Source organism: Prochlorococcus sp. MIT2304, assembly GCF_059772405.1.
In genome coordinates this window covers 1,435,313-1,447,846 of the sequence record NZ_CM186286.1, presented here as the reverse complement: position 1 = coordinate 1,447,846, position 12,534 = coordinate 1,435,313, and the positions used below count along the sequence as shown (strand labels likewise).

At 37.8% G+C, this 12,534-nt stretch carries 15 protein-coding genes and 1 pseudogene; 13 read left to right on the top strand and 3 right to left on the bottom strand.

Annotated elements, in window-relative coordinates; all coding sequences use genetic code 11:
• Positions 1 to 168 precede the first annotated feature (168 nt).
• Positions 169 to 1,389, top strand: coding sequence for a DUF4214 domain-containing protein (locus tag AC6EIY_RS08280; RefSeq protein ID WP_498506464.1), 1,221 nt, complete (start codon positions 169 to 171; stop codon positions 1,387 to 1,389).
• Between the two features lie 329 nt (positions 1,390 to 1,718).
• Here the strand turns inward: AC6EIY_RS08280 and AC6EIY_RS08275 are convergent, their stop codons facing one another.
• Positions 1,719 to 2,111, bottom strand: coding sequence for a hypothetical protein (locus AC6EIY_RS08275; RefSeq protein ID WP_498506445.1), 393 nt, complete (start codon positions 2,109 to 2,111; stop codon positions 1,719 to 1,721).
• A gap of 58 nt (positions 2,112 to 2,169) precedes the next feature.
• On the opposite strand from AC6EIY_RS08275, the gene AC6EIY_RS08270 reads away from it, so the two are divergent.
• The 7 genes from AC6EIY_RS08270 (at position 2,170) to AC6EIY_RS08240 (ending at position 6,463) form a co-directional block, all read left to right on the top strand.
• A complete protein-coding gene (locus AC6EIY_RS08270) occupies positions 2,170 to 2,310 on the top strand; it encodes a hypothetical protein (protein ID WP_498506444.1) in 141 nt (46 codons plus the stop codon).
• Positions 2,307 to 2,432, top strand: a complete 126-nt coding sequence (locus AC6EIY_RS08265; RefSeq protein ID WP_498506463.1) for a hypothetical protein — start codon at positions 2,307 to 2,309, stop codon at positions 2,430 to 2,432. The genes AC6EIY_RS08270 and AC6EIY_RS08265 overlap by 4 nt, the downstream gene beginning before the upstream one ends.
• A gap of 74 nt (positions 2,433 to 2,506) precedes the next feature.
• Positions 2,507 to 2,719 (top strand): hypothetical protein, encoded by a 213-nt coding sequence (locus AC6EIY_RS08260; protein ID WP_498506462.1) that lies wholly within the window; start codon positions 2,507 to 2,509, stop codon positions 2,717 to 2,719.
• A 293-nt stretch (positions 2,720 to 3,012) separates the two neighbouring features.
• Positions 3,013 to 5,148, top strand: coding sequence for a DUF4214 domain-containing protein (locus AC6EIY_RS08255; RefSeq protein WP_498506461.1), 2,136 nt, complete (start codon positions 3,013 to 3,015; stop codon positions 5,146 to 5,148).
• A gap of 688 nt (positions 5,149 to 5,836) precedes the next feature.
• Positions 5,837 to 6,004, top strand: coding sequence for a galactose oxidase (locus tag AC6EIY_RS08250; RefSeq protein ID WP_498506460.1), 168 nt, complete (start codon positions 5,837 to 5,839; stop codon positions 6,002 to 6,004).
• Positions 6,005 to 6,008: 4 nt separating this feature from the next.
• The gene (locus AC6EIY_RS08245; protein WP_498506459.1) at positions 6,009 to 6,170 is read left to right on the top strand and encodes a hypothetical protein; all 162 of its coding nucleotides are present in this window, start codon (positions 6,009 to 6,011) and stop codon (positions 6,168 to 6,170) included.
• A gap of 86 nt (positions 6,171 to 6,256) precedes the next feature.
• Complete coding sequence (locus AC6EIY_RS08240) at positions 6,257 to 6,463, top strand: hypothetical protein (protein WP_498506458.1); 207 nt, start codon at positions 6,257 to 6,259, stop codon at positions 6,461 to 6,463.
• 315 nt (positions 6,464 to 6,778) lie between these two features.
• Here the strand turns inward: AC6EIY_RS08240 and AC6EIY_RS08235 are convergent, their stop codons facing one another.
• Both AC6EIY_RS08235 and AC6EIY_RS08230 read right to left on the bottom strand, forming a co-directional pair.
• A complete protein-coding gene (locus AC6EIY_RS08235; protein WP_498506457.1) occupies positions 6,779 to 8,155 on the bottom strand; it encodes an ammonium transporter in 1,377 nt (458 codons plus the stop codon).
• Positions 8,156 to 8,244: 89 nt separating this feature from the next.
• A pseudogene (locus tag AC6EIY_RS08230) lies at positions 8,245 to 8,541 on the bottom strand (cupin domain-containing protein).
• A 174-nt stretch (positions 8,542 to 8,715) separates the two neighbouring features.
• Between AC6EIY_RS08230 and AC6EIY_RS08225 the strand changes: the two are divergent.
• The 5 genes from AC6EIY_RS08225 (at position 8,716) to AC6EIY_RS08205 (ending at position 12,061) form a co-directional block, all read left to right on the top strand.
• On the top strand, positions 8,716 to 8,964 hold the full coding sequence (locus AC6EIY_RS08225; RefSeq protein ID WP_498506456.1) for a DUF4214 domain-containing protein: 249 nt from the start codon (positions 8,716 to 8,718) through the stop codon (positions 8,962 to 8,964).
• Between the two features lie 8 nt (positions 8,965 to 8,972).
• A complete protein-coding gene (locus tag AC6EIY_RS08220) occupies positions 8,973 to 9,059 on the top strand; it encodes a hypothetical protein (RefSeq protein WP_498508190.1) in 87 nt (28 codons plus the stop codon).
• 4 nt (positions 9,060 to 9,063) lie between these two features.
• Positions 9,064 to 9,276, top strand: a complete 213-nt coding sequence (locus AC6EIY_RS08215; RefSeq protein WP_498506455.1) for a hypothetical protein — start codon at positions 9,064 to 9,066, stop codon at positions 9,274 to 9,276.
• 227 nt (positions 9,277 to 9,503) lie between these two features.
• Positions 9,504 to 11,336: a gamma-glutamyltransferase gene (ggt, locus tag AC6EIY_RS08210; RefSeq protein WP_498506454.1), complete on the top strand. Its 1,833-nt coding sequence runs from the start codon at positions 9,504 to 9,506 to the stop codon at positions 11,334 to 11,336.
• 572 nt (positions 11,337 to 11,908) lie between these two features.
• Positions 11,909 to 12,061, top strand: coding sequence for a hypothetical protein (locus tag AC6EIY_RS08205; protein WP_498506453.1), 153 nt, complete (start codon positions 11,909 to 11,911; stop codon positions 12,059 to 12,061).
• The last annotated feature ends 473 nt before the right edge of the window (positions 12,062 to 12,534 follow it).

Below are 12,534 nucleotides of genomic sequence, written 5' to 3'. Positions count from 1 at the left end.
AAACGCAGGTTTGATGAGTCTAGTGATATCACTAGGAACGGTATAAAGATCAGCCAGAAGCAATAATGTCTCTACTTATTTAGAACAAGCTAAGTTCACACTTAAAAGATGATTCTTCTAGAGTTAAGTGGTTAAGTTTTAATCAGTTGATTTAGTTCCTGAAATAACATGTCCAATTATTATTATGAGCAATCTTCATCATCAACTTCTAATCAATCAGTAAGTAGTATTTCCAATATAGAAACTAAGCTTGTAACGGTACAAGCTAAAAGCTCATCTCACCCATATTTTGGTCAAGGATCATCCAAAGGATATTTTATTGATGGTAAAGAATCCCCTTCATTAATTCTTAGACAAGAGGTTACTTATAGATTCGATCAATCTGACAGCAGTAATACCAATCATCGAATCTTATTCTTTACTGATGCATATAAAATAAATTCTTATCTAACAAACATTTCTGAAGTTGGTACTGCTGGTTCAACGGGTGCATATACCGAAATCACTTTAAACAGCGCGACACCATTAGAAATTTTCTACCAATGTCAAAATCATCCTTTAATGGGTAGCAATATAAAATCGTCAACTTCAGGTAATGACTCACTTACTAGTAGTTCAAATAATGAACTATTTGATGGAGGAGCAGGGACCGATACCGTCATATTTAACGGAAAATTTTCTAATTATACTTTCACACGTACGTCAACATCTTTAGACACAAATGATCAAAGAACAAGTATTAATGATGGAACAGATACTCTCAAAAATATCGAATACATTCAGTTCTCTGATCAAACAGTAGAAGAATCAAAAGTAGACGTAGTTAAAAATTATAGCGGTAATTTTAGTGACTATAAGTTCTATAATAAAGGTAATGGTGTCTATCAAATTAAAACTGATTCTGGTTATGAGGACGTCACCGGAGTTCCTTCATTAAATTTTACAGAGGAAGCGTCAACAAGTTCATTTAGAAACATTAGTGCCATTGTTGATATCAAAGGAACTTTTGATCAAGTAACTGGTTTAGAAACTGATGATGCAAAAATGTTCCGTCTATATAACGCTGCATTTAAACGTCTTCCTGACGCTGATGGATTAAAATATTGGATTGGTAAATACACTTCTGGAGAAAACGATGATCGAGCAGTTGCACAATCATTTCTTGTCTCTGCTGAATTTAAAGAACGCTATGGCGATAATATCTCAAATGCTAAATACGTGGAGACTCTCTATTTAAATGTCCTAGGCAGAGACTATGACCAAGAGGGGTATAACTATTGGCTAGGAAATTTAAATAACGGAATAGAAACAAGATATGAACTCCTTTTAGGCTTTGCAGAATCAGCTGAGAACAAAACTCTCTTTACTGAAATGACCGGTTTTGCATAACCAATGAAAAAACTCTTACTACTAGTTTTAAGATTAACTCCTCTTCCATACACCATTGGAACCGCACACCAATCACTTTGGTGCAGGAGAAGTTTTCCAATTATATCTTAACGATAGCGAGAGACCGTTAACACCTAAGAAATAGAGAGATCAAACGCATATTGAAGAACAGTTAATAAGAAAGAGAAATCACTCTTGATTGAATAAATCAAGCCACTTCTCCCCACTCTAACTAGGCAAAGGTATTCCAGTCATTAGTACAGTATGTATTAGGCATATCGTCACAATATGGTCGCAATTTGTTAGACGTTTATAGTCTTCTTTTGACTCTAATTTCCAAAAGTACACACCTGATCGATAACACCCAAAATCAATTTATCTCCATTGGGATCTTTCCACTCTGAATCTTGATTCTTGAACTCATTAAATTTCTTTGCTCCTAATGCAACATCTCTAAAAGAATTTTCAGAACAGTTGACATCCATCGTATACAAAATGTCTTGAGTAATGTCAGTAGTGCTTTTAGGAATAAATTTGCTGAATACTCGTATGGATCCATCTTGATTTTTTTGAACACTGTTCTTATCCCATAATTGCTCTCCATACTGACTCTTTGGAACTGCAACCCAGTCAGGCGATAGAGCATCTATTTTTGACGGATAGAAAATAAGTAGAAGTGCAAAACAACTAAGACAAATACTTTTAAGAGTTTTGAAGGTCATTGAATAAGAAACATTATTGTTATCGTTGATGGGAACTTCACATCAGTACGTCAATTTTATGAACAGACTGTTCTCTAGTGAGAGATCTAAATGGATCTTTGTAATTGGACTTGTTGCGATAGGTGCAGGATTTACAGCAAAGAATGTGATCTCATATCCAACTGAATGCACTACTCCAGATATGGTCACCTTGAGATGAAATACAACTGGAAAGACCTTTTGGTAGATGCTGCGATCGTGGCGGTTGTTCTTGGAGCAGTAGCGCTTATTGTTGGATCGTTTCCAGCAACCTTTAGCAAGTTGCTTCCATTTTTGAAATAAGGTTTGAAAAATGTATAAAACCAAATAAGAAATCGAAGATTGAATAAAAAATTCAATCCAGAACAAGTTGAAGGGTGAGAACAAGTAATTATTTGGATAACATAAACGATGACGATTTAGATGGAAATGAAAGGTTTAGAGGTGGTGGAAATTGGTCAGTAGAACTTGTTGTTCCACTAGCATTACTTGATTTACTACCAGAATGGGAAAGTAAAAATTGGTGGGAAGCAAATGTTGGTATTGATGCTGAAGGCGAAGGGTTTTTGATTCAAAGGAAGAAGCATTAGATGAATATAGGGTTATAAATAAGGTATAGAGACAATATCTCTAACTTCAAATACGTGAAAAACTGTATGTCAACTTTCTCGTTCGGGACTATGACCAAGAAGGCTAAAACTATTGGCTCAAAATTTTAATGCTGGCATTGAAAAGAAATATGAATTGCTTATTGGTTTTGCAGAAGCTGTGAGGGAAACAAAGCTCCCTTTAATGAAATGACTGGATTGTCTTGATCAGCTATATTATTCACACAGTAGGACCGGTAGTGTTCTGAAGTAAGCGTGAAGCAGTTTTAATGATTATGGATTCTACTCCAACCTATTCTATTTCTACTTCAACCAGTTCTATTAACGAGGGCGATACTGTGACAACAACTGTCACTACAACAAATGTAGCGACAGGAACAACTCTTTTCTGGAGTACATATAGCAGTTCAATGGTTACAGGCGACTTTGATGCAAGTTCATCTTTAAGTGGGTCTGGCACAATTACTAGTGATGGTACATTTAGTGTTTCTCAAACTTTAAAAAATGATTTATTAACAGAAGGCAATGAATCATTCTTTCTTAAATTCTTCTTGGACTCCGAAAAAACAATAGAAGTAGGCAATAATGTTGCTATTACCGTTCTCGATACATCAACAGATCCTCCAACCTATTCTATTTCTACTTCAACCAGTTCTATTAACGAGGGCGATACTGTGACAACAACTGTCACTACAACAAATGTAGCGACAGGAACAACTCTTTTCTGGAGTACATATAGCAGTTCAATGGTTACAGGCGACTTTGATGCAAGTTCATCTTTAAGTGGGTCTGGCACAATTACTAGTGATGGTACATTTAGTGTTTCTCAAACTTTAAAAAATGATTTATTAACAGAAGGCAATGAATCATTCTTTCTTAAATTCTTCTTGGACTCCGAAAAAACAATAGAAGTAGGCAATAATGTTGCTATTACCGTTCTCGATACATCAACAGATCCTCCAACCTATTCTATTTCTACTTCAACCAGTTCTATTAACGAGGGCGATACTGTGACAACAACTGTCACTACAACAAATGTAGCGACAGGAACAACTCTTTTCTGGAGTACATATAGCAGTTCAATGGTTACAGGCGACTTTGATGCAAGTTCATCTTTAAGTGGATCTGGCACAATTACTAGTGATGGTACATTTAGTGTTTCTCAAACTTTAAAAAATGATTTATTAACAGAAGGCAATGAATCATTCTTTCTTAAATTCTTCTTGGACTCCGAAAAAACAATAGAAGTAGGCAATAATGTTGCTATTACCGTTCTCGATACATCAACAGATACTGCCTCCGACACAATTACAACGGAGTCAGGCGAGTACTTATTAATTAAAGAAGCTAAGTCTTTTGCAGATGCAATAACAGCGAGTAAAACATATGATGGTCATCTAGCCCAGTTTGAGACAAAAAAAGAAGCAACTAATGTTTGGACTGAAATTAATAAATTAATTTCTTCCTTAACCAGCTCCTTTGATTCAACTGTTGCCAGTGACGGTGGAGGAGCCTCTTATGTATGGCTAGGTGGAACAGATGGCGATACAACATCGACTCAAAGCTCATCAACATGGAATTGGAAATGGAGTGAATCTTCTATTGAAATTGCAAAAACCAGAACAGAGTGGGGAACAGGTTACGGAGGCACAGAGCCTGACAACAGCCGTGGAACTCAGCACAGATTAGCACTGGGCTTAGAAGACTGGTCACGAGGCAATCCTGGTAAATATGGATATGCCGGTGAATGGAACGATGTTAACGCAAGCAACGAATTATGGTTTTTAGTTGAGAAACATAAAACTGCTTTCAATGTCACTAATACATCGGTTATTAATAAAATTACGTCGACCATCAGTACTGATACAAAAACTTATTCTGGCAAATCAAATGATTATAAATTTTACAACCTTGGGAAAGATCGCTATGCCATTAAATCTGGTGAAAATTATGATGAGATAACAGGAGTTTCAACTTTAGATTTTACTGATAAGGATTTAGATCTAGGAATCGATATTAAAGGAACCTTTGATCAAGTAACAGGATTAAATACAGATTCAGGAAAAATGTTCCGTTTATATAATGCAGCTTTTGCACGTTTTCCTGATGCTGATGGACTCAAGTATTGGATAGGAAATTTTAGCTCTGGTATTGATGATGAACGAGCTGTTTCATCTTCTTTTCTTGCATCTGCAGAGTTTAAAGAGCTTTATGGAGAGAACATTACACATGAGACGTATGTACAAAATTTATACTTAAACGTTTTAAATCGTGAATTAGATCAAGATGGATACGACTACTGGGTCGGTAATTTAAATAATGGAATCGAAGAACGACATGAAGTACTTTTAGGCTTCTCAGAGTCAGCAGAGAACAAAACTCTATTCACTGAAATGACAGGATTTGTATAACCAATAAAAGCTTCTTACTACTAGCTCTAACCGCCACACCTCTCTTCCCTACCCCATCACAATCAGACACCAATCACTTTGGTACAGGAGGAGTCTTCGAATTAGATCTAGGCGATAGCGAGATACCACAGTTGCAGCCAACACAGATACGAGCATAAAATATATCCAAGAGCATTACTTCCATTACGGAGCTGAAGAGTCTACTGAGATCCTTGATAAAGGTAGAAAGATCAAGCCAGAAGAGGAAAGTTTGAGGTGGATTGGTTCAAGCTAGGTTCACAATCATCAAACAATGAAAGTATCAACCCATAAGAACATCTGAAGATTTGCAAGAAGACAATTAGAGCTGGATCTCTTTAAATCAAGTCAAAGCAACAAATCCTAAACAAAAAAGAACTGATGATTAATCGCTGAGTCTATTGAAAAACAATTAATTAATACTTGACAACACCTCCTTATCATTGCTAGTACTGATGTACTGCTACAGACGCGTGGTTCTAACGTCCTCACCCTATGCCGTTTTTCGTGCATCTGATTGGAATTCAGTTGTAGCAGAACCTACTGGATTAAGCCAATGTCTTCGTATCGCACCCAAAAAGTACTACCCAAAAAACGTTACAACCCATCAGAGGAGTGAGACTATCTCGAAGAAGACACTCTTAAACACACACGTTCAACTAGCGTTTGCATGACATGTCAACATTTCAATTATTACTGCGAAAGGCATTGCAGAACAATTCTTACTTGTCATCTCCATCAACATCTTATTCCTCATGGAGATCATCTGACTTCAAAATGTCAGTGTTGGATGGAGCAACTCGAGAGAAAGATTGGATGGTGTCTAGAGGCTGCTTGATCAAATGACAAAAGAACAGCTTGCTCTAAAGATTGCTAGAGAAATCTACAAAGGGGAAGGAAGGCTAGAAAGCTTTCACTCCTTTCAATGTATTCATAGTTATTTCTTTGATCTTTCGATGAATGACCTAGAGGGCATTGCTGTACAGTATGGAATCAATATTTAGGCATCAATACATTTCTCTCTGAAGGATAGGAATCAACAACTTCTTTCGATACTTTTCTAATTATTAATACTAATTGCCTAAGAATCATGTCCATAAGAACAACTAAAAAATCGAATATTGGTTCAGATATAGTTTTCTCACTAGAAGAATACAGAGGTATTGCTGACGATGAGTCAACTTCTAATGAGAAATATTCGAAAGTTGGACATTTATATCCAGAAAAAAACACTCCTCAATTTCAATGGTTTAAAGGTAGTAGAGATAGAGGATTAAATAGAGATATGGCTGCTTGAAAAGGTTTAGATAATCCCAGAAACAATTAGCATCTGCCTTATCAGCACACCTAAAACACAAAAGAGTAGTAATCGACTAAAGAGATACAAAGGGAAGTTTTTCATTTAATTTTTAACTTCAAGAGATCTGAAAAATGGAGAGTCTAGTCAGACAAAGCAGTTGAGGTTAAGACTAGGCTACCTTTTGAGATATTCAGAGTTAATTATGGTTAGGCAACAAAAGACCGCCCCGTTATGAACAAGGCGGTTTTTGGAGCTCAACAGAAACAAGATTTTAGTCAAATCATGGAAAGAGAAGATCCTGGATTTTGTAATCTATATGACGTTAGGAGAACCAGTTCTCTCCACATAAGCCTCTTCACCATGCTCAGAAATATCTAAGCCAGCATCTTCTTCAGTTTTATCAACTCTGTAATTAAAGCCTAGTGATTTCAATAATAAAGCGATTAAAAAAGTTCCAAATGCGGCAATTCCATATGCAATTAAAACTGCTTGAAATTGTCCTAAAACCAACCCAATACGACCTTGCTCTGCAAGAACTAATCCAGCAGGATGAGATGAAATTAAATCTGCTTTAGCAAAAAACCCCGTAAGGATAGCCCCCACAGTTCCACCTACACCGTGGACAGCGAAGGTATCTAATGAGTCGTCAAAAGATAATTTAATTTTAACCTTAACTGAGATGTAGCATAAAGAAGATGTAATAGCACCAATCAACATTCCACTAGCTGGGCTTACGAAGCCAGCTGCTGGCGTGATACCTACCAAGCCCGCAACAGCTCCAGTAGCCATTCCTACCGCAGTTGCTTTCCCATCTCTTAATGTTTCAATCAACGCCCAAGCTACCAATCCAGCTGCTGCTGAAACATGAGTAGTAGTAAAGGGAAGTTCTGCACCGCCAACAGCTAGTTGACTTCCTCCATTAAACCCAAACCAGCCAAACCATAGTAAACCTGTCCCTATGAGAATCTGAGTAATGTCGTGGGGAGGCTTGATACCTCTAGGCCAATTACTACGCGAACCTACTAATCCTGCTAGTACTAAAGCCGATACTCCTGAGCTGATGTGAACAACCGTTCCTCCAGCAAAATCCAAATCTTTGCCAAGTAACCCACCACCCCAAACCATGTGAGCAAGTGGTGCGTAAACAAATAAAATCCATATGGGCGTAAATAAACACCAAAAACGAAAACTAATTCTTTCCACTAATGCTCCTGAAATCAAAGCCGGAGTAATTATTGCAAACATACCTTGGAAAAGTGCAAAACTCAGTCCTGGTATTTGAAGACCCTCCCAATTGCTTGGAAGATTTTCAAAAAATGCATACGTTAATGGATTACCTATAAAAGCATTAGAGGCTCCTCCATAGGAGAAAGCCAGACTAAAACCTACTGTTGTCCACACAAGAGTAGCTATTCCCATCATGACAAAGCTCATTGCCATTGTGTTGAGCACATTTTTAGCTTGAGTAAAGCCTCCATAAAAAAAAGCTAAGCCTGGTGTCATCAACAGAACCAACGCCGATGATGTCAAAATCAAAGTATTGTCTGCAGCTGAGAAATTAGATTCAGTTGCATGTGCAGGAAAAAATGCAGCACTTATGAGCTGAATAGCAGGAACAGCAAGTAGTGCTATTCCTAACCTTCCAATACGAGTTCGCAGCAAAATAAAAAAATGTACATTGTGATACATAATTGCTACTAATTTGAAGCAAGAAAAGTTCACTATGAACATTTTCAGCATATGTGTATAAACCAATACTTTTTGATATCGATCACTTTTTAATCACCAAAACGATAATGTTTGCGGACTGCTTTATGAATATCCCATCGACAGCCCATTCCAGCTGGAAAAACAACTAGGTAAGCTGCTCCAAGCTTCACAGGTTCTCCTCCATCAGGAGTAACTGTGACTTCACCCTCAAGCAATAAGCAAGTCTCCTAATCGTCATATATCCAATCAAAAGAGCTTGCTTCACGCGTCCAGATTGGCAAGTTTTTAATTCCTAGTTCATCACTGCTGACAAAGTCAATGTGGTCAAAACATTCAGCGGTAATTTTTGAGAAAACAAGTTCCATAACAAAGGTGATGGCAGTTATGAAATCAAAAGTTCTACTGGAACAACTGATGACATCACAAGTATGCCAAAGCTCACCTTTGATAATAAAACTGCGGATGAAAGCGTGATTGCGATTGCTGATATCAAAGGAGTCTTTGATTAAGTCACAGGCAAAGAGACTCCGAGTGGTGAGATGTACCGTCTTTACAACGCTGCTTTTGCAAGGTTACCGGACGCTTCTGGACTCGGATATTGGATCGATAAATTCAGCTCTGGAGTCGACGATGAAAGAACTGTTGCATCTTCTTGTATTGAATTAACTGAATTTGCTGAACGCTATGGAAACAACGTCTCTAACGCTAAATATGTAGAGACTCTCTATGTCAATGTTCTCGGTCGAGATTATGACCAAGATGTTACAACTATTGGCAAGGGAATTTAAATGCAGGCATTGAAACGAGATATGAACTCCTTTTAGGTTTTGCAGAGGCAGATGAAAACAAAGCTCTCTTTACTGAAATGACTGGTCTAGGCTGATCAAATGAACAAACTCTACCTCCTTCCACTTCTCACACTCATCTCCCTAACATCAATCACCCCATCACAATCAGAAACCAATCACTTTGGTGCAGGAGGAGTCTTTGAATTAGATCTAGGCGATAGCGAGACACCTTTGACACCTAAGCAAGAGAGAGAACAAAAGCTGTTAGAAGAACAACCAAAGAAGCCGATGGATAAAATATTGATCGATTAAACCTCTTCAAATCAATGACAAGCAGACACGAAATATTAGAAGAGATCATGTTCTACATTCTTGAACGAGCTAAATGCGAAGAAGACACCGACAAGTACCTTGAGCATGTTCTCGACTACTGCAAAAAGGATTACCAACAGGCGTATAAGAAAATAAACTGATCAGCACTTAACCTATGGAGATATTCAAGCCATACCGAAATACCAATCTTTTCATTCCTTACTGTGATGTTCATAGGTCTACCTAGAGTGCAAGTTTTCAAACAATTCGGATTCATTCTTCTTTTAACTCTTCCCATACCAATCATTGCGCAAGTCAATCCCGCAGCACCAGAAAGTATTGATGAGAAAAAGATCAAAGTATCAACTGCGAATGGTCAATCTGTCGTGGTCACAGCCAATCCATTAGCAAGTGATGCAGCTCTTGAAACTTTGAAGAAAGGTGGAACTGCAATGGATGCTGTGGTGGCGGCTCAAACAGTGCTTGCAGTTGTTGAACCACAAAGCTCTGGTTTAGGTGGGGGTTCCTTTCTTATGTATTGGGATGAATCGACAAGATCACTAACTGCACTTGATGGTCGAGAAACTGCCTCAGCTCAAGTCAAAGAAGATATGTGGATTGAAACTGATGGAAAAGCTGTGCCATGGCTAAAGGCAACAAAAAGTCCATCTGCAATTGGAGTCCCAGGTACAACAGCATTACTTTGGAAGGGACACCGACAATTTGGGCGTTTACCTTGGAAGGATAATTTTCAAAAAAGTATTGAGCTTGCAAAGAAAGGATTCATCCCAAGTCCTCGCTTTCTAAGATCCATCTCATTGGCAAAGAGATTAGGAATAAACCATAGTGAATCTTTTAAATCCCTATATCTCCCTAATGGCTCTCTCCCAAATAAAAAGATTCCATTTCGCAACCAAAAATTAGCATCAACACTGAGTCGTATTTCCAAAGGAGGTGTTAATGAGTTTTATCGTGGAAATATAGCGAACGAACTTATAGATGATCTAAAACTTATCAGCAATGGGAAAAATGAAATCAAATCAATAACGAATGAAGATTTAGCTAATTACAAAGTCATCAAGCGTAAGCCCCTATGTAGAAAATATAAATCATGGAACGTTTGTGCTTTCCCTCCTCCAAGTGGTGGTGGAGTTGCACTATTGCAAACTCTTGGCACCTATGAATTTCTATCAAAAAACAATGTTTCCGAAAGCTCGATCAAACATTGGCATCTTCTAGCCGAATCCTTAAGATTTGCAGATGCTGATCGCTCTCACTGGATCGGTGATCCTCTTGATTTTCCTGTCCCTATTAAGGGTTTATTAGATGACAACTATATTGAAAAAAGAGCCAGCACTATAAAAACTAACAAGGCAACATTTAGTCCTTTACCAGGCAAACCAAAAGGAAGCGAACTTTTAGATCTAGCTAGTCAACCTCGAACAGCAGACGGAGGTACAACTCATTTAGTAGTAGTGGATAAATATGGGAATGTCGCTTCATATACAAGTTCAGTAGAAACTGTCTTCGGGACAAGGAATTTATCTGGAGGCATGATCTTGAATAATCAACTAACTGACTTCTCATTTGTGTCAAACGTCAAAGGTAAGCCAATAGCTAATCGAATCAGACCCAATAAACGTCCATTGAGTTCCATGGCTCCAGTTATCGTATTTAAAGACAATCGTCCAGTATTAGCACTTGGTTCACCTGGTGGCTGGCTTATCCCTCATTACATAGCAAATGCATTAATTGGAACACTTGATTTCCAGCTATCACCAAAAGAAGTCGTAAGTCAACAATTACTGTCTGTTCAACCAAATTACACAGTGCTTGAAAAGAGTGGAGAGTGGTCATCAGAGGATAACAATATCTATCAATCACTTTCTAATCAAGGTCATCAACTTAAATACAGTGCGTTTAGCAGTGGGTTAGCTGTTATCAAATGGCATCAGGGCAGTTGGCATGGCGCGGCTGATCCAAGAAGAGAAGGAAAAGCTTTAAGTCTGCAAGGGAAGAAAAAACCCCAGGTCAAAATAAGGATGAGGGTACTCCAGTGATTTCCTATAGGCCTAAAATCCAATCAATCACTAGCAAAACATAACTTGCCATTATTATAGAGAAAGAAGCATTTAGATTATCTCGCACTCGATTGGCATCGAGAATAAAGAAATGAGTCACTGCGAATATCGAAAGAAGTAGCTCGTGATTTGGTTGGTTGAAGTCTCGAAACTGAAGACGTAAGACATCTCAGGTAATACATATAATTTTAACCCTGTTAGTTAGACGCAATTAGAACGGCGGATACACAAACCTCTCCAAAGTGAAAGATAACTTAAGAAGATAAAACACAGGATGTATAAGGCCGCGCCAACCGTCTCCTACGGTGGTGGATGAGCGATTGGAGAAACTTCCTTTTTACATCCAAGTGAATACCTATATAAACAGTGGATAAACAGGCTCTCTTCCCATTAATCCTTTACATCTACAAACAAAACACGATCAAAACATCACTCAAACCAAAGACAAATACACTCAAACTGAAGATCTCAAAGAGTAACCCCTCAATGAGGACAAGGAATCACGATTTGAGCATCTTTAACAGAGTAGTGAAAAGAACATTGAAGATTAGATGATTACTGAAGAGAAAAAGAGAAGAGAAGCATTTAAGTTCAATGCTGACTTGTCAGATAAAGACATAAGATCCATCAGAGCATCAGCTCAAGGTATGACCACAGTTCAATATGAATTGTTTCTTAGAGATATAGGCATTAGGTTTCAGTAATCCCTAGACCAATGAGGTGATTGTCTTTAAAAGCATCACATTCATTTTAAAGAAGAGAGCTTTCATGATTACTTGTAGAGGGATAGAAGCTAATAGTTTTCAATCTCCTTTGTCGTGTATATCACCTGAATAAGATTGAGTTCCTATCTCTGGTGGTGGATTATTTCCGAAGTCGTCAACTAAAGCATCTGCCTCACTAATAAAAAGTTTGGTGAACCATTACTTAATTGCAATAATTGCTGTCTAGATCTTGTCTCTTTTTCTGGTCATAGATATGCCACCAAAGTAATAAAGAGGCGAGATTTTGGTCGCCCCCTTTGAGTCCATCACTCCAGACCTAAGGAAGTGCGTTGACTCCTGAGACTGATTTATTACTACTGAATATAAATTACTATGGGTAAGAGCACCAAAGTATTTCTAGATGTGGGTTGTCATCATAGAGATTTCTAATAGATAAGAGTAGACATAAATTA

Bases quoted from the DNA above. Each gene is read 5' to 3' on its own strand.
- AC6EIY_RS08280 (WP_498506464.1), top strand. From the start codon at position 169: ATGTCCAATTATTATTATGAGCAATCTTCATCATCAACTTCTAATCAA.
- AC6EIY_RS08275 (WP_498506445.1), bottom strand. From the start codon at position 2,111: ATGACCTTCAAAACTCTTAAAAGTATTTGTCTTAGTTGTTTTGCACTT.
- AC6EIY_RS08270 (WP_498506444.1), top strand. From the start codon at position 2,170: ATGAACAGACTGTTCTCTAGTGAGAGATCTAAATGGATCTTTGTAATT.
- AC6EIY_RS08265 (WP_498506463.1), top strand. From the start codon at position 2,307: ATGAAATACAACTGGAAAGACCTTTTGGTAGATGCTGCGATCGTGGCG.
- AC6EIY_RS08255 (WP_498506461.1), top strand. From the start codon at position 3,013: ATGGATTCTACTCCAACCTATTCTATTTCTACTTCAACCAGTTCTATT.
- AC6EIY_RS08250 (WP_498506460.1), top strand. From the start codon at position 5,837: ATGACATGTCAACATTTCAATTATTACTGCGAAAGGCATTGCAGAACA.
- AC6EIY_RS08245 (WP_498506459.1), top strand. From the start codon at position 6,009: ATGACAAAAGAACAGCTTGCTCTAAAGATTGCTAGAGAAATCTACAAA.
- AC6EIY_RS08240 (WP_498506458.1), top strand. From the start codon at position 6,257: ATGTCCATAAGAACAACTAAAAAATCGAATATTGGTTCAGATATAGTT.
- AC6EIY_RS08235 (WP_498506457.1), bottom strand. From the start codon at position 8,155: ATGTATCACAATGTACATTTTTTTATTTTGCTGCGAACTCGTATTGGA.
- AC6EIY_RS08225 (WP_498506456.1), top strand. From the start codon at position 8,716: ATGTACCGTCTTTACAACGCTGCTTTTGCAAGGTTACCGGACGCTTCT.
- AC6EIY_RS08215 (WP_498506455.1), top strand. From the start codon at position 9,064: ATGAACAAACTCTACCTCCTTCCACTTCTCACACTCATCTCCCTAACA.
- ggt (WP_498506454.1), top strand. From the start codon at position 9,504: ATGTTCATAGGTCTACCTAGAGTGCAAGTTTTCAAACAATTCGGATTC.
- AC6EIY_RS08205 (WP_498506453.1), top strand. From the start codon at position 11,909: ATGATTACTGAAGAGAAAAAGAGAAGAGAAGCATTTAAGTTCAATGCT.